Below are 23,004 nucleotides of genomic sequence, written 5' to 3'. Positions count from 1 at the left end.
TTTCGGCTATGTACAATAAGTTCACTGAATCAGGGCCTCAGCCTAGTGTACACTTCACCGCTGCTCGCAAGGCGGAACCGGGTCCTAATGAATTGTTCATTACCAACCGTTTTACTTTAACGGGAACGGTAAAGGACCCATCGTGCTTGCAGCTTTTTCATGGGGCATGCCATTTACCAGGGCATTATCCTTACTCCAGTGTCGGAGTAGTGACTAAAGCGGGGCTTGGAGCAGAGCATCGCGTAGGCCAAGCTCTTGTGTTTTCTCCTCATTATACAAAGGATGTATGTGTCCCTCTGCACAGTGGGGTGGATGGTCAGATCTTTATTTCCAACGACTTAGACCCTGTGACAGCTGCGTTTGTTCCTATGTTTTGTGTGGCACTAAATGTGTGTGAAGAGCTGGCAGATGAAGGCATTAAAACGGTGGAACTGTGGGGAATGGGACTGCTAGGAAAGCTTTTATTAAGGTTGCTTAAGCAGGATGAAGATTTGAGCTTCAGTGTTGAAAAGAAGGAGGCCAAGGATGAGATTTGGGCCGGGTTAAACAGCGGTGTGTGGGACTGCGAGGAGAGAGCCATTGTTGCACTTGATTCGGACCTGCTCTCGCAGGTTCAACGGCATTCGGCTTTAAAAAACCATCCACCAGACCAGCACATACAATTTATTGATCTGACAAGACCTGGAATACTTAAGGAATCCATAACGCATGACCGTATTCAGGAAATCTCTCGCAGAATTGGGAAGCAAGAGCTTGAAGTAACCAGCCTAATTGCCCAACATATTCATGCGGAACATATGGAGCAATTTATCAGGCAAGCGGCGGAAGGCTTTTTTGAAGGGAAAACTGTAGTCTATGACTGGTAGAGGAGGTTCGTTATGCAGTTGACACAAGGTGTTATGGATGTACCCGCACTCGATATTGCATTTTCTGAGCAGGAGCGGCGTATCATTATGGAGCGAATTGATGATTGTCTGTCGAGAGGAGCGTTGAGTCAGGGTAGGTATGTACAGGAGCTGGAGGAACGTTTTGCCCGGTATGTAGGAGTTACTCATGCCATTGCGGTTAATTCGGGTACAAGTGCGATTGAAGCGGTAATGAGAGTGCTCGAAGTAAAGGGGCAGGAAGTGCTGGTTCCGGCAAATACGTTTATTGCCACGGCTTCCAGTGTCCTGTTTGCCGGAGGGCATGTTCGCCTTGTTGATATTGATCCCCGTACATTTTCGGTGTCGCTGGCTGAAATAAAGAAGCAGGCCACGAGTCGTACCCGAGGGGTTATTATCGTACATATTGGCGGAATTGTTACACCGGAGATTGAAGAAATCAGGCAATGGTGCGATGAGCAGGGGCTCTGGTTATTTGAAGATGCCGCTCATGCACATGGCAGCAGGATGGCCGGAAAAGGTGCGGGAGCTTTCGGAATTGCCGGAACTTATTCCTTTTTTGCCACGAAAATCATTACCTCGGGGGAAGGAGGGATCATTGTCACAAACGATCATTCAATGGCTGAGAAGCTAAGAATGTTCCGCAATCATGGCAAGCCCCAGCCTTGGGAGACTTACCACACCTCGCTTGGCAACAATTATCGAATGAGTGATATCACAGCAACGATAGCGCTTACCCAGTTTGAGCGGCTCGACGCGATCATTGAACAACGGGAAGCGATCGCCAACCGTTATACTTCCTTCTTTACGAAAAATCTTCCTGATTTCGAGATTGTGATGCCGCAGGACAGATGCAGTTGGTATAAGTACATTGTTATAGTGCCTTTAGACGTTGACAGTTCCGATTTGAAGGACAGACTCAAGGAGAAAGGCGTTTCGCTCCAAGGGGAGGTATATGCAACGCCGCTTCATAGGCAGCCGATCGCTGCTTCCCTACAGTTCAGTGGGGAATATCCGCTAGCGGATGATTATTGTCGGCGTCATATCTGCTTGCCGATTTATCCCAATTTGACTGATCAGCAGATCGATTATGTTTTGGCTGTATTCTTAAGTGTGGTCGCAGAGTTAAGGGGGCAGCAATGAACGAGGGCATTATTATTGATAATCTGAGAAAGGTCTATCGCGTCCCTGTAAGAGAACATGGGTTAAAGCATGCGTTCAAAAGTCTGATCAAAATGGAATACAACGAAGTTGAGGCGGTAAAAGGTATCGACCTCAGGGTTGAGCCGGGAGAAATTGTCGGGTTCATCGGACCTAACGGCGCGGGAAAGACAACCACGCTGAAGATGCTCTCCGGTATCCTGTATCCGACATCAGGCAACATTTCCGTCTATGGCTTCAAACCGTGGGAACGCCAACATAAGTTTCTGCGCAACATCAGTATGGTAATGGGGAACAAATCGACGTTAACCTGGGATATTACTGTCGAGGACTCTTTCTTTGTGATGAAGGAAATATACGGAGTCTCTGATGCTGATTTTAAACAAAGACTCAACGAGCTAAAAGAACTACTGGATATAGGGCATCTGCTTAAGAATCAGGCACGGAATCTCTCTTTGGGAGAACGCTCCAAGTGTGAATTAACAGCAGCGTTGTTACATCAGCCACGTGTATTGTTTTTGGATGAGCCTACTTTGGGGCTGGATGTTAGCATGCAGCTGCGGCTTCGCAGTTTTATCAAGGAGTATAACCAAAAACATGAGACAACCATCCTGCTTACCAGTCACTATATGGAGGATATTTCTTCCCTTTGTAAACGGGTTGTGCTGATCAATCAAGGCAAGCTGTTATACGACGGATCTCTGGAGCAGCTGAGCGGTAAAATAGCCCCCTACCGCATTCTCAAAGTCAGTTTTATGGATGAAGACGTAACGGGCACAATTGAAGAGCTAAAGGAGAAGTTTACTGACAGCTTGCAGGTCATGGAGCTTGCGGAAAGCTACGTATTGTTTAAGATTCAGAAGGAAGCTGTACCTGAGATTGTTTCAGAAATCTTTAATAGCTATTGCATTGGAAATGTAACAATCAATGATGCTCCAATCGATTCGGTAATTGATGAAGTGTATCGAGAGGGGAGGCTCCTTTGAATTTTCGCGGAGGCTTTGCGCTGATACGTAGGACTATGTTCGGGTTTATGGCTGAGAAAGGTTTCTTCTGGACATTGACGCTTGGTTGGATGATGGGACCTATCATCTATATGTTTGTTTGGACCGTTGCTGCGGGAGATGGAAGCATAACCGGGTTCACTCAGCAGGATTTTGTGAGGTATTATATTCTGTTAATTCTTGTGAACCAGCTGACCTACCCTACATCACACTGGACGGTCGGCGATCAAATCTATGGCGGCAAGATGTCGATTGTATTATTGAGGCCGATATCGCCTTTTTACGATGTAGTTGCATCAGATTTGGCTGTCAAAATCGTCTGTATGCCTTTTGTTATATTTGTTGCCGGTGTGGCTGCCATTTTTTTGAACTTCAGACTGGCTATATCCGGTCTGGACTTGCTGGTGGCCGTTTATCTTCTTCTCATGGCTCAAATAATCAGATTTATGCTGGCCTATACACTTTCCCTGTTTGCATTTTTCACCAATAAAATCAAGTCCTTGCTTTCTATTAATGACACCCTGGTATTTTTGCTGGCCGGACAGGTAGCGCCTTCGTCGTTGCTTCCGGGATTTATGCAGGATATCTCGGATTATTTGCCTTTTCAATATATGATCAGCTTTCCGATAGAGTTTTCCCTTGGAAAGTTGGATCATTCACAGCTTGTTTTTGGCATAATTGTTCAATTCGTTTGGGCGGTCGTTATCATATTATGTAACCGTTTAGTGTGGAAAAAAGGGATTCGTGCATACATGGCCGTGGGAGGGTAGGGAACATGCTGAGATATATGCGTTTGCTGAGATTGTTTTTCTCTACAGCGCTTCTAAAGGAAGCGTCATTCCGCGGTGACTTTCTAATCAAAATTTTGTATACCGCAATTAATTTAACCGGGACGATTGGCGGGATCGCGATCCTCTTTTCCAACACAAATTCGCTTAACAGTTGGACTTTTGCGGATACGCTGGCATTATCGGGCGTGTACTATTTTATTTTGGCAATGAAAAATCTATTTGTTGGTCCAAGCCTTGGCTCATTAGCCGGGATGGAAGGGGAGCTATGGACTGGAGGATTTGATTTAACGCTGCTCAAACCGATTGAGACCCAGTTTTATGTGAGCACGAGATACTGGTCTCCGCTTAATCTGTTTGATGTTATGGTGGGAGTAGCGGTGATGGTGCTGGGCGTTTCTCAAATGCAAGAAGCGATAGGAATATCCACTTGTCTGATGTTTGTATGGGCCATTTGCAATGCTTTACTGCTGTTGTACTCAATACTGCTGTTATTAAGCTCTTTGGCGTTTTGGTATGCCGGAAGTCCGATGTTGAGTATATTCGACAGTATCATGCAGATGGGTAGATTTCCGGTCAATGTATATCAGAAACCAATCCAATTGGCGCTTACCTGGATCGTTCCTGTCGCCTTTATCGTTTCCATTCCTGCAGAAGCATTAGTGGGCAGGGTAAGCCTGTCCTATTTATTCGGAGGCAGCTTGCTAGCTGCGGTTTTGCTAATGTTAGCCAGTGCGTTTTTTAAACGAGCAGTGAAAAAATATGCAAGTGCTTCTAGTTGAGGAGGATTCTAAGTGAACACTTCTTCCATATTGGATTTGATTTATTTCAATTGCTCGAATAATCCAGGGCTTACGGCCATTGATTATGAAGGATCAACGATCACTTATGAAGAGCTACGGCAGGAACTGGAGCACAGTAGTGAGAAGCTGGATCTCGCGGGGATCCGGCCCGGGCACAGAGTTGCCTTAGCCGTTGCAGACAAATCTGCTTTTATCATGCTGTGGCTTGCATGCTGGCATACGGGAGCCGTTCCGATCCCATTTGAACCTGTGAAGAACTTACCGGAACTGGAGAGAATGCACTCGTCAAGCCATTGTCAGTATTTAATTTGCGATCCAATTGATTCGGAGGGCAGCAGTCAGCTTGAGCTCGTACTCAGAGTACCGATGTTTATTTTTAGGACTGCAACGCTTTTTTTACAGGCAGATAAGCAGTCTGATGAAGATATTGCTTTGAATTTTTATACCTCAGGAACGACTGGACCGCCTAAATGCGTACAGTTTAGCGATCGGGCCATCTACAATAATGTAATGGCCATCTGTAGAGGGCTTGAAATTACTGCAAACGACAAGCTGTTCACACCGATTTCGCCGTGGCTGCCCGCGACGCTAACCACTGTAGTCCTACCGGCCCTCTGTGCCGGTGCTACATTAATCATGTCGAAGGGAACAATGCCTGCTAGAATTTGCGAGCAGATCAATCGCAAAGAGGTAACGATTCTTTTTGCGGTTCCCTATATGTATGCCTTGCTTAATGAGTCAGTCGTGTCATCGTCAAGTGTAGCTTGGGATAAAGTGAGACTGTGCATCAGCTGCTCTGCTCATCTGGACGCAGCGACTTTTAAGGACTTTTATAAGCTGTCGGGCAAGTCTATCCGTTCATTGTTCTGTTCATCCGAAGGTGGGGCAATTGCCTATAATCCTTCAAATGAGCAAGAACTGATCAGAGATTCGGTGGGACAGCCACATCTGGGAGTTTCTATTCGGCTGCTTGACCCGGAGGGGCACGAGGTTGCTCATGGAGAGGAAGGAGAGATATGGGTCAGCGGCGCTCATATATCGTGCGGGTATTACGGGCAACCCGAGTTGCAGGCAGAGGTCTTTCAACAGGGTTGGGTACGTACGGGTGATCTGGGAAGGTTGGATGAGGCTGGGTATCTGTATTTGTCGGGGCGGCTTTCTGATAACATCAATGTCGGCGGACATTTGGTAAATCCGGCAGAGATTGAACAAGTCCTGCTGCTCCATAACGGCATTAAAGAAGCACTTGTATATGGTGTTTCCGATAAATACTATGGCAGCAAGCTGATTGCGGAGATCGTGCCGCTGGATGCCCAGGTATCAGCCGATGATATTATCAGATTCTGTTCAGCGAGACTTGCGGCATATAAGGTGCCGAGAGTAATCAAGTGGACGGATAACATTCCCAAGGGTCGCTATGGGAAGAAGCTGAGAAATCAGAATCAAGCAGCCAGTCACATCCTGACGCCATGAGGTTTCTTGTGACAGGTTGCAGCGGTTTTATCGGGAGCAGGTTAACAAGCAGTTTACTGGAACAGGGACATGCTGTCAGAGGGCTTGTATTGCCGAAGGAAAAAGGCGTTGGCGAAACACTTGCAGAATTGGGTATGGAACTGTGGGTAGGCGACGTTCTGAACCCTGAAACGATGGATGGCATAGGGGAGGATATTGATGTCGTCTATCATCTTGCCGGCAAACATTCTGGTTCTGTGTCCCGGATGAGGCAGCTGTATGTAGAGGGGACGCGGAATCTGCTGGACCAACTTTTGCGCAGCGGAACGTATGGCAAGTTCATTGTGGCAAGCAATGGGGCTGTATATGGAAGCGACAACGTTTGTGTGGCCGATGAATCTGCACTGTGCCATCCCGTTCATCCATTTGGAAGAATTACACTCGAAATGGAGCGGCTGGTCCAGCAATACTGCACCCATGCGAAATTTTCTTATATCATTCTCAGGATCGCTGAAGTGTACGGCCCGCTTGAGCATAATTATATCCGGCAATTAATGCGCTGCACTCAGATGCTGGGGAACGGGCGCAGTTATTCATCTAAAGTGCATATTGATGATGTTATTTCAATGATGCAGTTGGCCTGGAGTAATCTTGCTGTTCAAGAGATTTATAACGTGAGTGATGATCTTCCTCTAACACAGGAGGAATTGATAAAAGAGGTTCGGAAATATGCTCAACTGTCTGAAATACAATGGATTTCTCCTGAGGCTGTCACTGATCGTATCAGACTAAGTATACATGGTTTACGCGCCCTTTCCGTACGTATGGGAAACGAAAAGATAAAAAAGAATGCCGATGTACGGCTGGCATACCCTACTTACACCCATGCGATTCCTTATTTAATCGAAGAAATGTCCAATAGAAGCGAGGTGAATAGTTTGTGAGTCCGCCAAGAATTATGCTTCTTCCAAGCCCTCCTAGCTCCGGTTCTGTAGGATCAGTGAGCAAAACGCTGGGCATTGCCAAGGTTCTGCAAAGCCAAGGTTGCACGGTCAGCTTTGTGATTGGCGGCAAGCTTGCTGACTTTGTCCGAGCCAACGGCTTTCAGGTTTATGACTATCCGATTCCGCTTCCTTCAGGGAATTCCGGAGATGTTCGCAGTGCTGCCGATTATGTAGAGTGGACAGGGATGGCAGAATCGGGCTTTATTCGTCAAGCGGTTGAGGCTGAACTGAAGGCGATACAGGCTTTTAAACCCAACGCCATATTTGCCGAGTCTCGTCCGAGTGCTTCCATTTCAGCTGCCGTGGCCCAGATTCCCGCTTTAATGATTGCGAGCTGGCCAAGCCATCCAGCCTTCCCGGCCAACCTACAGTATCCGGGATCTGCCAAAGCTATCGCCGCTTTTAATGAGGTGTTGGCGGATTATTCACTGGATTCTGTTTCCAATCTGGCTGAATTATTATTTTCAAGAGCAACAATTAAAATGGCACCGACACTACCGGAACTGGAGCCGGAGCTGGCTGCGTTGAAGGAGTGCGATTTCGCCGGTTACATTCTGGATTTGGAGGCAAGACAATCTTCAAATCTGCAGTGGCATCCGGACTGGCAGGGCAAGCCGCTAATTTTTATTTATTTAAGCGTTAGTGCCATTCCCCCTTTAATTTATATTGAGCTGGTCAAAGAGATCTTTGACAAGCAACCCTACCGTGTTGCCTGTTTATGCGGATTTCATTATGAGCTTAAGGTGCTTCCTGACCATACCGACAATATTCAATTCCATTGGTTTATCCCGGCTGCTGAAATTATGCCGGAAGCAGCTCTGGTAATCTTTCATGGCGGACAAGATACTATGCTTACGACAATGTTGCATGGACTTCCGAGCATAACCGTTCCCGGTCAACATTTTGAACGGGACTATAATTGTACGCAGCTCCAAAATCTTGGTCTCACTTATAAGCTACCCGTTCAAGCATTCAGACCAAGCCGTATCCGTAAGATTGTTGAGACAGCGTTGAACGATAATTTGGCTGAGCTTCGCGGGCATTATAAGTCCAAGCTGAGGACTTTAAGCGGAACTGAGAATTGCTGTGCTGCATTGATCGCACTGGCACAAAAAAATAGCTGGCAGGTGTAATTTATGAAGATATCTGTTCCATATAACGGCGATATCCAGCTTATTGACGAGCTGGGCGGATACGAATATATCAGCTGCTTCTTCGGTGGTTCTTCTCAGGAGGGCTGTGGAAGCGGAAGATCGGCTGCGGCAATGCCGATAAGTACGCGGAGCGATATTGAACAAGCGGTTAAGCGGGCCCATATGTACAACAAAGAGTTTAACTATTTGATGAACAGTTCCTGTCTCGGCAACAGGGAATATGAGGATGAAGGCTACCGACAAATTGTAGATCAAATGGATTGGGCCGCTGAAATAGGTGTGGACTGGATCACCTTAGCCAATCAGCTGCTTGTGGACATTTGCAGGAGAAGACATCCTGAGATCAAAGTGAGCTTGTCTTCCTTTGCGGTGGTCGAAAGTGTGGAACGGGCAAAATACTTTGATTCAATGGGCGTCAAAGAGATCACAGTAAGAGAAAACATAGCCAGAGATTTCAGGCTGCTTGAACGTATACAGAACAGCGTTGAATGTGAAATCCAGGTCATTGTCAATCAGACCTGTCTCTATGAATGTCCAATGCAGGTCTATCATGACAATGTAATGAGCCATGGCTCATCCAACCGTGGAACGGATAACCAAAGCTTTATGGATTATTGCTCCGTCAAATGCACTTACGAGAAATTTAATGATCCAGGGAATATCATGAAGGCGCGCTGGATCAGGCCGGAGGATTTGGCGGAATATGAGAAGATAGGCATACACCGTTTTAAGCTGACGGACCGGTCAAAATCTACTGCCTGGCTGTTGCAGGCGGCAAAAGCCTATCATGATAGGCAGTATCCGGGGAACTTGGCTGATATTTTGAACATCGTTCACACCAACCATCGCAGAACGGCCGGTGCGGTTACACGAGAAAAGGCGGTTTTTTCCCGGCAAACGCAGCAGAGCCGCCAGAGCATCCGTGCCCTGACCTTATTGGATGTTTATATTGACAATTCTAAGCTGCAAGGTTTTATTGATTTTTTCAAAGAAGTCGATTGCCGGTCACTGGATTGTGCGGTATGCGGGTATTGTGATCAATTTGCCGTTGAAGCCCTTTCGTTTCCTGATCCTTCCGCCCGGACCAAGAGCTTAAACATGCTGCAGCAGCTGGTACAAGATACGGCAGAGCGGCAACCAAAGGTTTTCTGAGAGGAGATATAAGCATGCAGAACAAGGAGATTTTGGGTAAGCTGGCCGCTATTTTTTCAGAGGTCTTGAGCAAGGAGGTTACAATGGAGGAACTGGATGCGCAAGCGGATTTACTTGAAGCGTTCCATATGGATTCACTGATTGCTTTGCAGATTATCGTTAAGATTGAACAACAGCTTGGAATCGTCATTGAAGATGATGACCTGGCACTGGAACTATTAAATGATACCGGAAAATTGACGGCATATATTGAGGGACAGTCGGAAAGGGTGAGCAGCTGACGATGAATCTTTTGTTTCTTTCTGAAGGTGCTTATTTTGCCTATTATCAAGGGGCCGTCAAGGCTAACCGTGCAGTATTCGAGTCCCTGGCTGCCAGGGGACATCAATGTAGAGTAGTCCATCTGGTAGACCAGGAAGATTCTATGTTACAGGTGGAGGAACAGCTGCAGGAGCATGGGGTAAACAATATTATTCGTTCCGCGCATAGTCTTCAGGGGACAGTAAATGGTGTAGAATGCCATTTCACCACGAGTGTTATGCTGTTATACAGAACAGCAGGGGATTTGATGAAAAAAGGCAATCCGGACGTGGTTCTTGTGAATATGGCTTACCACACCATGGTTGCTGCGGGAATAAAGCTCGTGGCTGGAAGCGCAACAAAATTGGTTGTGATTTGTCATGATGTGATCACTCTCCCTTTTGGGCCGCATAGCTGGATCGAAAATCCGCTGCTCCGACAGGAGCTTGCCCAGGTCTCCGGCTTTATTGGTGACAGTGATTTCGTAGCTCATAATATCACCGAATGGGGTGGTTATACCAATGCTGTTTCGCTACGTTTCCCAATTTATGGGGATGGTATTTTTCCAACCTTTCATAATTTCAACAGAGGATACATCGCGATATGCAACCCTACAGAGATAAAGGGTTTATCCATTTTTCTGAAGCTGGCTCAAGCTTTTCCGGACTATCCTTTTGCTGCGGTAATTACATGGGGCGATTTGAAGCAGGAGGAACAATCCGCTTTACGTGCTCTGCCTAATGTGACACTGCTTGAACCGGAGCGCGAGATGAATTTGATTTTTGAACAGGTACGAGTGTGGCTTCATCCTTCCATCTGCGCTGAAGCTTTTGGGCAGACAGTAATTGAAGCGATGCTAAGAGGTATTCCTGTTATTGCAAGCGACCAAGGCGGCCTCATGCAATCGAAATGCAAGGTTGACTATAATCTTCCGGTGACGCCGATTACGGAAACTTACAAGGATGAAGCAACAGGACATACAATGCCGGTTATTCCCGAACAGGATACTGCCATATGGGTGGAGACTTTGCAACGGCTGCTGACGGACAGGACACTCTACGAATCCATTTCTGCAGCCTCTAAAGCTGCCGCGCAGGAATTTATAACGGAGGCCCAGCCTGAAAAATTCGAACTGTATCTGGAGAATATGCTGCAATCCGAAATGTCAGCAAGGTGAGGTGAAGAGTGTGGAAAAGACATTGGATACATCCGCCATTTCCGTTACATTGCTCGACTGTCTTCATCGTGCTTTAACAACAGGAGATATTGAACTTTGGCTGGAGACCCAGTATTTCGAAGATGAAATGGAAGCTGAATCACAGCGGGCATGGTTCCATGGGTATTTACAAAAAACAGTTCCGACTTGCATAGAATTTAACGTACGAAATGTCAGAATAAGTCTTGCTGAAATTGTTGCTGCTTGTACTTTGACCTTTACTTATGAACAGTTTGACCAGCTAAAGGATGAGCATATTTATACTATGCGCTATGTTGAAGACAAAAAAGAATGGAAGGTTGTAACGATCGAGAAAAGCTGGCTACCGTTTGGTTCGGCCGAAGCCGATCTAATTCATTACGATACTTATTCCATGACTGATCTCTTCTGGTGGACCAATGAAGCGGAATTGGAGATTGTTAGAAACAGCAACGATCCTCTGCCGGCGAATTTATACGCTCGGGCAATTCCACGAAATATACGTTCCCGGGAAGTGCACTCTGAATTGGAATGTGCGGCCATTCTATCCAATATGCTGTCTTTGCGCGTAGCTGATCTGGCAGCATTGCTGTTTCAGCCAACCGCTCTAGGGACGCTGGAGTCCTTATATCATTTTGCAAGTGAAAATATCAATTTCCAGATTGAGCGGCCTGATCGTAACAGCAGCTGGTCAAGCAAATTTACTGCTCCAACGTTTAGTTATGATGAACTGTTGACCTTGGCTGAAGATCACTTTCCATTAACCGCTAATTGTACGCCGCTTATGTCATTTTATTTTGCGGTGCTCCGATTATGCGGCTTGGCGGCTTCGGATATCGTCCAGCTCCGTTTAGTTAATTACGATTGTTTGCTCGTCTCCATCACTGGAGAGGCATACCTGTTTTTCACAGACCGGATTGTTAAATTAAATGCAGGTACTTACTATTATCAGACCGAAATCAGCAAGCTGTTCAATGAGAGGGAGTATTGGTCTGCTGCCGGAAGTTCGAATTTATCAGGCCGGACGGTGGAGCGATTAAATAACTGGTTCAAGGATGGCATTGTGTTTAAATTCACACGTCCGCTAACAACGGGAATTAGCTATATGGATGAATGCCCAATGCCCAGTTTAAAAGAATGCGCTGACCCGCTGCAACTTCATCGGTTGCTGCGTCAAACGATGCTGAGATACAGCTGCAATCTGCCGGATTCTGTATATACGTACGCCAAATATGCTTATCAGACACTATTAGTAACAAAACCGCAGGCTTATGTTCTGGCATCTATGAATAGTCCGCTTATTCGTCAGTTTCTGAGCGATTATAATACGAAACAGCATTTTTTTGAGTATGTGGATTTATTGAAGAAGAAATCCATATTTCGGGAACACGACCGACTGATGACTGCAGACCAAGTAATACGTCACGGTACCGCCGATCCGGCTTCCCTTACAGTGTTGGTGTATGTCTGGTTAAATCAAAGCCACCAGTCTCAAGGCGGGGTTTGTATAACTGATGAAGATAGCTATTGTTTTTTTGAAGGAGAAATATGGAGCGGCAAAAAACGAAAACCAGCATCAAAGATGCAAGGAAATCTGTTAGTAGCTTTTAACCATGAATCATGCTTCAGTGAGCTGATGAACATTTCTGAAGCGAAGACCGAATGGATAACATTCATACGGCAGCATATGACGATGTCTCATGAAGGAGCCGATCACATTGAATGACTGGATTAAAATTCAAGGTGCGAGAGAAAACAATCTGAAAAATATATCTCTGTCTATCCCCCGAAACAAACTAGTGGTGTTAACTGGATTGTCTGGTTCCGGCAAATCAACGCTTGCCATGAATACCTTGCAGCAGGAATGTCAGAGGCAATACATGGATTCGCTCGGTATGATAAGTGATTTTATCCACAAACCTAAGGTTGATTCTATTGAAGGGTTGTCGCCTTCCATCTGTATTGACCAGCGCCACACTAACCGAAATCCCCGGTCAACCGTTGGAACTACAACGGATTTGTACACCTTGCTTCGTATATTGTTTACCAAAAGCGGAGAAAGAGCTTGTCCTAATTGCGGAAGCCAAGTCAAGGGTTCAAGTAGTGCTGACATCTGGCAGGAAAACTATGAGTCGATCGAAACAGAGATTCAAGATCTTCCTATGTCCTATTCCGATGAGGGCAAAGCCGTGTGCCCAGAGTGCAGCCATGAGCTTAGAGCATTGACCATGTCCCATTTCTCTTTCAATAAACCTGAAGGCGCATGTCCGGTTTGTATGGGCTTGGGGGTTGAACGAAAACCGAATTTACAAGAAATTTTCAATGACAGCCTCAGCTTGAAGCAGTGTGCACTTAAGGGGAGCAATCCTCATGGAGCACAGTTAATGGCCGATAATTTGGTTGCAGCCGGTAACTATTACGGATTTGTGTTTGATCCTGATAAACCCTTGAGAGATTTGGGCACGGTCGAACGGGATCTGCTGTATTTCGGTGTATACAGCCAGCGATTTATCAGGCATTTTCCTGGGAAGACCCCTCCAACTTATGCTGCAGAGGGAAGATTCGAGGGGATTCTGACCAACCTGGAACGCAGATACAAGGAACGTGGACACGAATCGGACTATCGAGAGAAGATTGAAAAATTCTTTCATCTGCAAGAGTGTTCGGATTGTCACGGTACGAAGCTGAACGCAGACAGTCGAGCGGTTACGCTAGCCGGGAAAAGTATCACCGAAGCATCTGCAATGCCGCTCTTCCATTTGCTTGGCTGGTTGCGTAAAGTGTCCGCTCAACAGCTAGGGGGAAGTCAGGATCCGCTTATGAACATCGTTTCCGAAATGGAAAAAAAGCTGGCTCGCTTGATTGAAGTGGGTGTCGGCTACTTAAGCTTGGACCGCTCCACCGTTTCTTTATCTCTGGGAGAAATGCAGAGGCTTAAGCTCGTCTCATTAATCGGAGCTAGCTTAACAGGAGTTTTGTATATTCTCGATGAACCGACAATTGGCCTTCACCCGATAGATACCGAAGGTCTGCTCCGGGTGCTCCGGCAGTTGCGTGATCTTGGAAATACGGTTCTAGTTATCGAGCATGACCCGGATGTTATGCGGGCGGCCGATTACCTTATTGATATCGGACCGGGTGCGGGCAAGCAAGGGGGAGAAGTGGTTGCGGCTGGCTCCGTGCAGCAGCTGATTCAGTGCAGCAGATCATGGACCGGGCAGTATTTCGCTGGTAAAGATACGGTGGTTCTTCCTGAACAGCGCCGCAGAGGGAACGGGAAATGCATTGAGATTACAAATGCCAATCGCCATAACCTTAAGGATGTAAGTGTGAATATCCCGTTGAGCAAGCTCGTTGTGCTGACCGGGGTATCAGGGTCGGGGAAATCGACTCTTATGTTCGACGTCCTGGCTCGATCCGCACAGCTTCATTTTACCCAAAGCACCGAGACTGATGCCTATGCAGATGTTAAGGGCTGGGAGAATGTGCATAAGGTCATTAGCTTCGATCAATCCCCTATCGGTCAGACTGCAAGATCAAACGCGGCAACTTACACAGATGTATACACGGCGATAAGGAATATTTTTGCTGCGCTGCCTGAAGCGAAAATGCGTAATCTCCAGGCCAAACACTTTTCTTGCAACGTCCCCGGCGGCCGATGCGAACGCTGTCAGGGAGCAGGGCTTGTGCAAGTGAATTTGCAATTCCTACCGTCGGTTGAGACCCCATGTCCTGTATGCCGGACCAAACGATTTAAGCCGGAGATTCTGGATGTAAAGTATAAAAACCATAGCATTTCAGATGTATTGGCTTGCTCTGTAAAAGAAGGGATGGAACTGTTCGCGGATGAACCATCCGTATATAACAAGCTGGATGTGATGTGCCGTATTGGACTGGATTATTTAATTCTGGGCCAGCCGGCAACCACTTTGTCCGGCGGGGAGGCACAACGGGTAAAGTTGGCCAGAGAGCTCTCCAAAAGCAGTAGACACCACACCTTGTACTTGCTTGATGAACCAACAACAGGCCTGCATCCGCATGATGTGATTAAGCTGATTGATATGCTTGGGCAGTTGGTCGACTCGGGTAATTCTGTCGTTGTGATAGAACATAATACCGATGTCTTAGTCATGGCGGACTGGATTATTGACATGGGGCCGGAGGGAGGCCTGGAGGGGGGACAAGTCTTGGGTGAAAGCACACCAGAGAACATCGCGGAAATCAAGAATTCCAAAACAGGTCGAATTGTAAATCAGCTTCTCAATCAATATCAACAAAACTTAGAGGGGGAGTATACGTGTTAATTCTTGGTTTAAGCGGTGGGCTAGGACATGATTCAGCGGCATGTTTGGTTCATGATGGCGTTTTGGTGGCCTATGCTGAGGAGGAGCGTTTTTGCCGAAAAAAACATGCTTACGGAGAGGCCCCGGTTTTGTCGCTCCTCAATTGTCTGTCACAAGCGGGCGTTGCTTTTGAAGATATCGATCTGATTGCTTTATCATGGGACCCGCAAAAAGCGGAAGAATTGGGGATATTGGAGAAATTCAAGAAGCACCCGGTATTATCAGGCAAAAAAATGCCCACTATCATTTCGGTCAGCCACCATTTATGCCATGCGGCAAGTGCCTACTATTTATCCGGGTTCGATGATGCGGTGATTTTGGTTATGGACGGACAAGGTGACGATATTTCAACCACAGTAGCCTATGGGAAGAATGAGCATATTGAGGTTAAGCAAGAATACGGGATTTCACAATCGCTTGGATTTTTTTATTCCATCGTCAGTGATTATTTACAGCTTGGAGCATCGGGAGAAGGAAAGCTGATGGGATTAGCCTCTTATGGAGAGTCAGTCTATGACTTTTCTGTACGGTTGACGGAAGACGGGTACGAGATTCCTATCGGAGAACCTGATAGTTCGCTTGGTTTGGAGGATAAGTATAACAAGCTGACCCGAATATGGATGAAGGAAATGTACCGTAAATTCGGTGATCCTCCAAAGCGTATCTATAGCAATAATACACTGTATGGCGGGCTCAATTATACGGTCGAATACAGCAAGAAGCACAAAGATATTGCCGCATCGGCGCAGCAGGCGCTGGAAGACACTATTGTGCATCTTTGCCAGCAGACCATCCGGCAAGGCAACAGTAAAAATTTGGTGATAGGCGGAGGTGTTGCTCTCAATTGTACGACGAATGGAAGGCTGGAACGCCTCGGAATTTTCGATGAAATCTTCGTATTACCGGCAACCAATGATGCTGGGGGCTGTATCGGAGCTGCCATGATTGCCTCTAAAGAACGTTCCGTTCTCCCTGTAAAGGGCAGACTGAAGACTCCTTACTGGGGAATTTCCTATGATGACAACCATATATCGGAGGTATTAAACAAGCTTGGTTTGAAGTATAACTATTCATCCGATATTTGCCGGCAGACGGCAGAACTGATTGATAGAGGTAAAGTCATTGGCTGGTTCCAAGGCGCAGCCGAGATGGGGCCAAGGGCATTGGGCAATCGTTCCATAACAGCCAGTCCTGCAAGTTATGATTCATATGTAAAAGTCAATCAAAAAATCAAATTCAGAGAATCCTGGAGACCGCTGGCGCCAAGTATTATGGATGAACATGCGGATTGGTTGGTGGAGGAGGCGCAGTATTCGCCGTATATGCTGAAAGCCTACACAGTCAAAGAAGAGAGAAGGCAGGCTGTTCCTGCCATCGTGCATGTAGATGGATCTACCAGACCGCAAACGGTTCGAAGCGAGGTGAATCCGGTCTGGCATCAGCTTATTGCCGAGCATTATAAGTTGTCTGGAATTCCGCTGATAATGAACACATCGCTTAACACACGAGGAGAACCGGTGTGTGAGACTCCATACGACGCCATCAAAACCTTCTATACCTCCGCTATGGATGCGCTGGCGGTCGGCAATTTCTTAATCGAAAAATAATACGGGAAACGAGGGGATTTGACCGTTATGAACAGAGATGAGGAATATATCCAAGCGACAGTGATGGAACTAATCCGCAAAAATGGAGCCTTACCCTTAGTAGAGCAGAAAGAGACGCTGCAGGCTGCTGATTTGAACAGAACTTTAACCGAATGGGGAGTTAATTCGTTCCGGGCTTTATATCTTCTGTACGATTTGGAGGAGGTCTTCCGGGTTCAGATTCCAGACAACTGTCTCACTCCAGAGACCTTTGAGTCTCCCTTGACGATTATTAACTGTCTTAAAGTGTTGCTCAATGATAAGGCAATTTCCTGATGCATGATTTTTAATTCCAAGAATCGGGAGGATGAAGTATGACTCGAGGTTTATCAAATTGGGAAGCGCTGCTGCAGGCCGAGCGAATGCATAGAAGTCTCCCTCCTATCCGTGCTGATTCCGATTTAACCGATATTCCGCTGAGCGGCGCTCAGCGCAGATTATGGTTTTTGCATCAATTGAACCCTGCCAGCTCCGCTTACAATATGACGATACAATACCGCTTGAAGGGTTGTCTGAATTATAAACACTTGACTGAATGTCTGGGTATATTGAAGGAAAGGCATCGAATTTTAGACACTGTATTTTACGAAAAAGACGGGGAGCCTTACCAAAAGACGGTTCCACAGCCCGCAGCGGTCAGGATTGAGCGGTTGGATTGTCTTGAGTCAGAGATGGAGAAACAGGCGTTGGATTGGTTGGCAATGGAGATTAATAAACCGTTCGAATTAAATGGAGGCTCTTTATTTGAGACGGTACTGGTGCAGATGAGCCCAACCGAGCATTTACTGATATTTCGTTTCCATCACAGCATTTCAGATGCGTTGTCTCTGGATATTTTTACAAATGAATTCAGGGAGATCTACAACGCTTTGGAAGAAGGCAGGGTGGCACGCTTGCCTGAATTGCCGGTACAGTATTCTGCTTATGCGGTCTGGGAACAAAAATATATTGCAAATGCCGGCAATCCAACACTAATGGATTATTGGAGCAACAAGTTAGCTTCGGCAGATACACGGCTTGATTTAAACCTTGCGGCAATGCCTGAAGCTGCTGGGCCAACCGATTCGGAGTGCAATTATGGGGGAGAGTTGCCGCAGGATGCCTATAATGAAATGCTGGATTTTATAAAACGTCACCCCGAATTCACGGTCTATAACGTTATGCTCGCAGCCTACCGGGTCCTGATGTTTAGATATACCGGCCAGTCTAACCTGATTATCGGCTCAACCATGGCTAACCGTAACCGCATTGAAGTAAGGAATCTTATTGGTTTTTTTGCCAATACTTTGCCACTCACCACCAATGTGCAGACTGAAGACAGCTTCTTTGAAGTATTGAATAAAGAGAAAGAAACAATTAATGAGGGCATTGCCTATCAACAAGTCTCTTTCGACAAGCTGGTCAGTATTATGCATCCAGATCGCAGGCCAGGGGAAAATCCGCTGTTTCAAACGATGTTTACTTATGTGCAGAGCGGCAAAACGGATTTGGAGTTATCCAACCTAACTGTTGAAGCGTTAAAGGCAGATAAAAGCTCTTCGGCCTTTGACCTGACGATTGGGCTGAATGATACCGGAAGCGGAGTGCAATTATTTTACGAATACAACAATGATAAATGGTACGCGGCCTCATTGAGGCAATTCCATTACCACTACATTAACATTCTCCAGCAGCTGCTGCAGCGACCGGAGGCTACGGTTAGCAGCCACATGTTTTTGACCGCGGAAGAAATCAATAAAGTGATCTACGAATGGAATGATACTTGTACGGATTTCGGCTGTCTGGACAGCCGAAGGTTCATAAGCCAGATCAAAAAACAAGCTGCGAAGCATAGTCATCTGCGGGCTGTATTTTTGAGCGAAGAAGACAACATGAGTTATGAGGAGCTTGATCTGGCCTCAGATATGCTTGCTTCGAGGCTGATACAATTGGGGATCGGGCGTGGCAGCCTTGTTGGGTTGGGCTTGGAGAGATCTGTTGAGCTAGTCACCTCAATTCTGGCGGTAATTAAATGCGGCGGGGCATTTATGCCGCTTGATCCACAGCTACCCTCCAAACGTCTGGCCCATATGATTTGTGAGTCGTCGTGTGCACTGATCATCACCCAGGAACAATATGCGGCTCTGTTTAAACCGATGCATAAGGTGGTCCTCGTCGGGATTAGCTCTTATTCAGCTGACTTAAGGTGTGAAATTGTGCACAATGAGCCGGTCGAACCCAGCGATTTAGCCTATGTTATCTATACTTCCGGTTCAACCGGAACCCCGAAGGGCGCGATGAACAGCTATGAGGGATTATACAACCGGCTTCTTTGGATGCAGCAGCAGTTTGGTTTGGATGAGACCGATAAAGTGCTGCAGAAGACACCGCTCACTTTTGATGTGGCAGTATGGGAGCTGCTGTGGCCATTACTGCATGGAGCGGAATTGGTATTAGCCCGACCGGATAAACCGCATGATCCTGAATATATTGGGAATGTGATTGTCGAGAGGCATATTACGACGATTCATTTTGTTCCGGCGTTACTGCAGCAGTTTATGGACTCCTTTCCAATAGAAAGCTGCATTTCACTTAAAAATGTCATTTGCAGTGGAGAAGAGCTGAGTACCACATTACGTGATTCTTTTTTCTCAAAATCCGCTGCGCATTTGTTCAACTTGTACGGGCCCGCTGAGGCGGCCATTGATGTAACCTGCTGGGACTGTGCGGAGAGCCGAGGCCATTCAAGTGTTCCGATCGGCAAACCGATTTCCAATCTCCGAATCTACATTCTGGATAAATATCTTCTGCCGGTTCCCGTTGGGGTTTACGGAGAAATATGCATTGGTGGAATAGGAGTGGGCCTAGGATACATCGGAAATGAAGAGCTGACCAACCGCAGTTTTGTACCCGATCCTTACTCCAGACATCCTGCTGCTGAACGTCTGTACCGCACAGGAGACATGGGCAAATTCCTCGAAGAAGGCACGATTATTTATGGGGGAAGAACAGATCAACAAATCAAGCTCAACGGTGCGCGGATAGAGCTGGGTGAAATCGAGGCCGTATTTCGCCGTTACAACCGGATCAAAGAGATTCTTGTCCATCCGCTCAAGCAGAATAACGGGGGGCAGCTTATGATTGCCTATTATGTAAGCGATGAAGAGATTGCCGCTTCGGAGCTGCGAAATTATGCGAGAGCTTATTTGCCGGCCTATATGATTCCTGGCATCTTTATGAGACTTGAGAGATTTCCGTTAAATCGAAATGGTAAGGTTGATCGCCAGGCGCTTCCGCTGCCTGATGTGAGATTTAAAGAAGCGAGCAGCGCTCTACTTCCTAAAAATGAGTTTCAGGCAGAGATAGAATCTATCTGGCAAGAGTTGTTGAGTTTGGAGGGTCGTGCGATCGGCATTGCCGAGAATTTTTTTGATCTGGGCGGCCATTCGTTATTAGCTCTAAAGCTAGTTAGTATTGTCAACAAAAGATTCAATACAAATATAACCATTATGGAGTTGTACCTAGGCGAATTTACGATTGCAAGAATGGCGGACATGCTTGCTGAACCGTCCTCTGCTGCAGCCCAGGGGCAGCTGACGAAATCAGTGTTATCTCAATTAGGAATGTCGTTGGAAGAAATTTTGCAAGTAGGCGAAGGAACATTAGGCCAGAGATAAATGATGGACAGGGAGGATATGATGGACCAAATACAACAGCGGGTGGAGGTATTGCTGCGCCTATTTGTAAAGTGTGATATTTCCTTGGAGCCCGAAAGTGTGTTCACAGATCTGGAAATGGATTCGCTTACTTACATCAAATTTATTGTTGAAGTTGAGCGGGCGTTGCAATTGGACTTTGATCCTTACCTTTTGGTAGCAGGACATTTTCCTACGGTTGGAGATTTAACGGCATATCTCTGGAGTAAAAATGGTGAAGGATGTGCCACAGATGCCTAACCTGCCGATCAAGTACCCTATGGTGAACAGCAGCATGAACAGCTCTCATCTGCTCAGTGTAGTAGAAGTCTGCTCTAGAAAGATGGATTGGCTGCATAACCATTATATTCATTTGTATCTTGGAGCGAATATGGATGTGATGGATCTTGAATTTCTGTCACCCGAGCAATCTTTGGGGCATTTCCCCTATCTGAATTTGAAAGAGATCAGGCTTGGTCCTGAACGTGTTGCTGTAAAACAGATCTTGGATTGTCTGGCCGAGAAGGAGTATGTCGAAGTAAGCTTGGATGAATTTTATATAGAAGGTAAGCACTATTTTAATAAGGTTCATTTCGAAAGGAATTTTATGATTTACGGCTATGATGATCTTAGTCATACATTTAGTATTGCTGGCTCGGATTACGATAAAATCTTCGAGTTTCATGAGCTTCCCGCCGATCAGATCATATCATCGCTGCGCGCTCATGCATTCGAGCGGCGTTCGATTCGCTCTGTCCGGCTAAATGAAGCTGATAAGATGCATTTTGAGCCAACTACACTGATCGCAAGCCTAGCGGATTATTACTATTCACGCCAGCCAGAAACCATGGTAACCTGCCCGGGAACAGATGGAGGTTCGTGTTGGGGAATGAAGGTGTATGGAGCGCTGCTAGACTATTTAGATAGGTTGGCGCGTAACGAAATTTTCTATTGTGTTCGTCCGTTTCATTTACTCTGGGAGCACAAAAAATGCATGGTTAACAGGCTTGGATATTTATCTCAATGTGGATATAACCTTTCTGATTTCATTATGAAAGGCTATGAGGATATATACGAAACCACTCTTATTCTCAGAAACATTTTGGTGAAATATCATCTTGAGCCTGACCTTAACCTGTTGCGGATCGCTGCACGCACAGTGGAGAGTATCGATGTGCAAGAGCGCGCGCTTCTGTCAGCGCTTTTGAAAGAGTTTAGTACTGTAATCAGCAAAATAGAAGAAAAGGAGAATTCTCGGTGATACCCGATAAATGTGAAGTTGTTATTATTGGATCTGGGGCAGTCGGGGCGTGTACAGCCTACTATTTAGCCAAAAAAGGAATAACCGATGTGGTAGTGCTTGAGAAAAGCGAAAGTTTAGGCGGAGCAACCACATCTATCTGCGCAGGCGGGATGCGAAGTCAGTTTACAACGGAGATAAATATTGAATTGTCCAAGTTAAGTTTTCGATTGCTGGAGCAGCTTGATTCGTATAACCTTGTTCAGGATGAAATGGACCAGTGCGGATATATGTTTATTTTCACGGCACAAGATAATCTTTCTGAGTTTTATGATGCGATGCTTTTGCAGCAAAGGTTGGGTGTGCAAACGGAATGGATGGAGCCTAAGCAGATTCAAAAGAAGCTGCCGATGCTGGTTCTAGAGGATGTAACCGGTGCAACTTACAATAAGCAGGATGGATTGATCGATCCCAATAAGATTACAAGCACGTATATTCGGCTCTCCAGAGAGCTGGGTGTCAAATATTATCCTGGAGTCGCTGTAACGGACTTTATTACTGACGGTTCCGCGATACAGCAAGTGGTAACGTCAGAAGGAGCGATAACTTCGCGAGTTGTTGTAAATGCTACGGGCCCCTGGTCCAAATTTGTGGCTGCTAAAGCCGGAATTGAGTTGCCGGTAATCCCCTGCCATCAGCAGTTGTTGGTTACAGATGTGCTCCCATGGCTGCCCGCCGATTTTCCCGTTATTGTGTTCCCCGGGGAAGGTCTGGGCTTACATAAGGAGACAGGCGGTCTGTTAACGGGCTTAAATAAGCCCTTTGTTGCAGGGGGATGCGAAGATCCGGATTATAGCTACTCAGACCCGGAATGGGAATATAAACATCTGGAAGCTGCTCTTCGTCGGCTACCTCGTCTCCAGGAAGCAACCATCAAATCCTGCTGGGGAGGGTATTATGATGACACGCCGGACTCCCATCCGGTGCTGGGCGCTGATAACAAAATCCAAGGGTTTTACCATGCGTCAGGATTCAGCGGACATGGTTTTATGCACAGCCCGGCCGCCGGACTCCTAATCAGTGAAGAAATAGCCGGGAATTCGGCACAAACATTAGACATATCATCATTGCGGTCCAATCGCTGGCTAACTGCAGCAGGCAGAAAAATTAATGAATACTACAAGATTTAGAAGTATAGGAGGTT

19 protein-coding genes are annotated in these 23,004 nt (G+C 46.3%); all 19 read left to right on the top strand.

The features are described 5' to 3' along the window. The first annotated feature begins 8 nt into the window (after nucleotides 1–8). Genes MKY63_RS29535 through MKY63_RS29445 form a run of 19 tightly spaced genes read left to right on the top strand, consistent with a single transcriptional unit; the run spans nucleotide 9 to nucleotide 22,990 of the window. Nucleotides 9–866, top strand: a complete 858-nt coding sequence (locus MKY63_RS29535; protein ID WP_038570095.1) for a hypothetical protein — start codon at nucleotides 9–11, stop codon at nucleotides 864–866. 12 nt (nucleotides 867–878) lie between these two features. Beyond that, on the top strand, nucleotides 879–2,027 hold the full coding sequence (locus MKY63_RS29530) for a DegT/DnrJ/EryC1/StrS family aminotransferase (protein ID WP_051491421.1): 1,149 nt from the start codon (nucleotides 879–881) through the stop codon (nucleotides 2,025–2,027). Continuing rightward, entirely contained in the window at nucleotides 2,024–3,031 is a 1,008-nt protein-coding gene (locus tag MKY63_RS29525) for an ATP-binding cassette domain-containing protein (RefSeq protein ID WP_036685909.1), read from the top strand. The genes MKY63_RS29530 and MKY63_RS29525 overlap by 4 nt, the downstream gene beginning before the upstream one ends. Further along, nucleotides 3,028–3,819 (top strand): ABC-2 family transporter protein, encoded by a 792-nt coding sequence (locus MKY63_RS29520; protein ID WP_036685911.1) that lies wholly within the window; start codon nucleotides 3,028–3,030, stop codon nucleotides 3,817–3,819. The genes MKY63_RS29525 and MKY63_RS29520 overlap by 4 nt, the downstream gene beginning before the upstream one ends. 5 nt (nucleotides 3,820–3,824) lie before the next feature. After that, entirely contained in the window at nucleotides 3,825–4,619 is a 795-nt protein-coding gene (locus MKY63_RS29515; RefSeq protein ID WP_036685913.1) for an ABC-2 family transporter protein, read from the top strand. A 12-nt stretch (nucleotides 4,620–4,631) separates the two neighbouring features. Further along, nucleotides 4,632–6,113, top strand: a complete 1,482-nt coding sequence (locus MKY63_RS29510) for a class I adenylate-forming enzyme family protein (RefSeq protein WP_036685915.1) — start codon at nucleotides 4,632–4,634, stop codon at nucleotides 6,111–6,113. A gap of 8 nt (nucleotides 6,114–6,121) precedes the next feature. After that, a complete protein-coding gene (locus MKY63_RS29505) occupies nucleotides 6,122–7,036 on the top strand; it encodes an NAD(P)-dependent oxidoreductase (protein WP_036685918.1) in 915 nt (304 codons plus the stop codon). After that, nucleotides 7,033–8,229 carry a nucleotide disphospho-sugar-binding domain-containing protein gene (locus MKY63_RS29500; protein WP_036685920.1) on the top strand — a complete coding sequence of 399 codons (1,197 nt, stop codon included), beginning with the start codon at nucleotides 7,033–7,035 and terminating at the stop codon, nucleotides 8,227–8,229. Before MKY63_RS29505 ends, MKY63_RS29500 begins: the two co-directional genes overlap by 4 nt. A gap of 3 nt (nucleotides 8,230–8,232) precedes the next feature. Continuing rightward, a complete protein-coding gene (locus MKY63_RS29495) occupies nucleotides 8,233–9,402 on the top strand; it encodes a peptidase U32 family protein (protein WP_036685921.1) in 1,170 nt (389 codons plus the stop codon). 14 nt (nucleotides 9,403–9,416) lie between these two features. Beyond that, a complete protein-coding gene (locus MKY63_RS29490) occupies nucleotides 9,417–9,683 on the top strand; it encodes an acyl carrier protein (RefSeq protein WP_036685924.1) in 267 nt (88 codons plus the stop codon). Nucleotides 9,684–9,685: 2 nt separating this feature from the next. Next, complete coding sequence (locus tag MKY63_RS29485) at nucleotides 9,686–10,879, top strand: glycosyltransferase (RefSeq protein ID WP_036685925.1); 1,194 nt, start codon at nucleotides 9,686–9,688, stop codon at nucleotides 10,877–10,879. 10 nt (nucleotides 10,880–10,889) lie between these two features. Further along, entirely contained in the window at nucleotides 10,890–12,623 is a 1,734-nt protein-coding gene (locus MKY63_RS29480) for a hypothetical protein (RefSeq protein WP_036685928.1), read from the top strand. After that, entirely contained in the window at nucleotides 12,616–15,201 is a 2,586-nt protein-coding gene (uvrA, locus tag MKY63_RS29475) for an excinuclease ABC subunit UvrA (RefSeq protein WP_051491422.1), read from the top strand. Before MKY63_RS29480 ends, uvrA begins: the two co-directional genes overlap by 8 nt. Beyond that, complete coding sequence (locus tag MKY63_RS29470; RefSeq protein ID WP_339810811.1) at nucleotides 15,195–16,847, top strand: carbamoyltransferase C-terminal domain-containing protein; 1,653 nt, start codon at nucleotides 15,195–15,197, stop codon at nucleotides 16,845–16,847. Before uvrA ends, MKY63_RS29470 begins: the two co-directional genes overlap by 7 nt. A gap of 27 nt (nucleotides 16,848–16,874) precedes the next feature. Continuing rightward, nucleotides 16,875–17,162, top strand: coding sequence for a hypothetical protein (locus tag MKY63_RS29465; protein ID WP_076141736.1), 288 nt, complete (start codon nucleotides 16,875–16,877; stop codon nucleotides 17,160–17,162). Between the two features lie 38 nt (nucleotides 17,163–17,200). Then, on the top strand, nucleotides 17,201–20,542 hold the full coding sequence (locus MKY63_RS29460) for a non-ribosomal peptide synthetase (RefSeq protein ID WP_076274929.1): 3,342 nt from the start codon (nucleotides 17,201–17,203) through the stop codon (nucleotides 20,540–20,542). Nucleotides 20,543–20,560: 18 nt separating this feature from the next. Beyond that, nucleotides 20,561–20,821, top strand: coding sequence for an acyl carrier protein (locus MKY63_RS29455; protein WP_162164283.1), 261 nt, complete (start codon nucleotides 20,561–20,563; stop codon nucleotides 20,819–20,821). After that, complete coding sequence (locus MKY63_RS29450; RefSeq protein WP_076105500.1) at nucleotides 20,814–21,821, top strand: hypothetical protein; 1,008 nt, start codon at nucleotides 20,814–20,816, stop codon at nucleotides 21,819–21,821. The genes MKY63_RS29455 and MKY63_RS29450 overlap by 8 nt, the downstream gene beginning before the upstream one ends. Then, a complete protein-coding gene (locus MKY63_RS29445) occupies nucleotides 21,818–22,990 on the top strand; it encodes an FAD-binding oxidoreductase (protein ID WP_036685941.1) in 1,173 nt (390 codons plus the stop codon). The genes MKY63_RS29450 and MKY63_RS29445 overlap by 4 nt, the downstream gene beginning before the upstream one ends. Nucleotides 22,991–23,004 lie beyond the last annotated feature (14 nt).

This window comes from Paenibacillus sp. FSL R7-0189, assembly GCF_037969925.1.
Lineage (GTDB): Bacteria > Bacillota > Bacilli > Paenibacillales > Paenibacillaceae > Paenibacillus_AQ > Paenibacillus_AQ odorifer.
Note: the sequence above shows the minus strand (reverse complement) of the source record. Positions and strands in the feature narration are given on the sequence as shown.

What these genes read in the sequence shown, in the direction of transcription:
- MKY63_RS29525 (WP_036685909.1), top strand. Translation starts at nt 2,024, where the DNA reads ATGAACGAGGGCATTATTATTGATAATCTGAGAAAGGTCTATCGCGTC.
- MKY63_RS29485 (WP_036685925.1), top strand. Translation starts at nt 9,686, where the DNA reads ATGAATCTTTTGTTTCTTTCTGAAGGTGCTTATTTTGCCTATTATCAA.
- MKY63_RS29515 (WP_036685913.1), top strand. Translation starts at nt 3,825, where the DNA reads ATGCTGAGATATATGCGTTTGCTGAGATTGTTTTTCTCTACAGCGCTT.
- MKY63_RS29490 (WP_036685924.1), top strand. Translation starts at nt 9,417, where the DNA reads ATGCAGAACAAGGAGATTTTGGGTAAGCTGGCCGCTATTTTTTCAGAG.
- MKY63_RS29465 (WP_076141736.1), top strand. Translation starts at nt 16,875, where the DNA reads ATGAACAGAGATGAGGAATATATCCAAGCGACAGTGATGGAACTAATC.
- MKY63_RS29535 (WP_038570095.1), top strand. Translation starts at nt 9, where the DNA reads ATGTACAATAAGTTCACTGAATCAGGGCCTCAGCCTAGTGTACACTTC.
- MKY63_RS29495 (WP_036685921.1), top strand. Translation starts at nt 8,233, where the DNA reads ATGAAGATATCTGTTCCATATAACGGCGATATCCAGCTTATTGACGAG.
- MKY63_RS29460 (WP_076274929.1), top strand. Translation starts at nt 17,201, where the DNA reads ATGACTCGAGGTTTATCAAATTGGGAAGCGCTGCTGCAGGCCGAGCGA.
- MKY63_RS29450 (WP_076105500.1), top strand. Translation starts at nt 20,814, where the DNA reads ATGCCTAACCTGCCGATCAAGTACCCTATGGTGAACAGCAGCATGAAC.
- MKY63_RS29530 (WP_051491421.1), top strand. Translation starts at nt 879, where the DNA reads ATGCAGTTGACACAAGGTGTTATGGATGTACCCGCACTCGATATTGCA.
- MKY63_RS29455 (WP_162164283.1), top strand. Translation starts at nt 20,561, where the DNA reads ATGATGGACCAAATACAACAGCGGGTGGAGGTATTGCTGCGCCTATTT.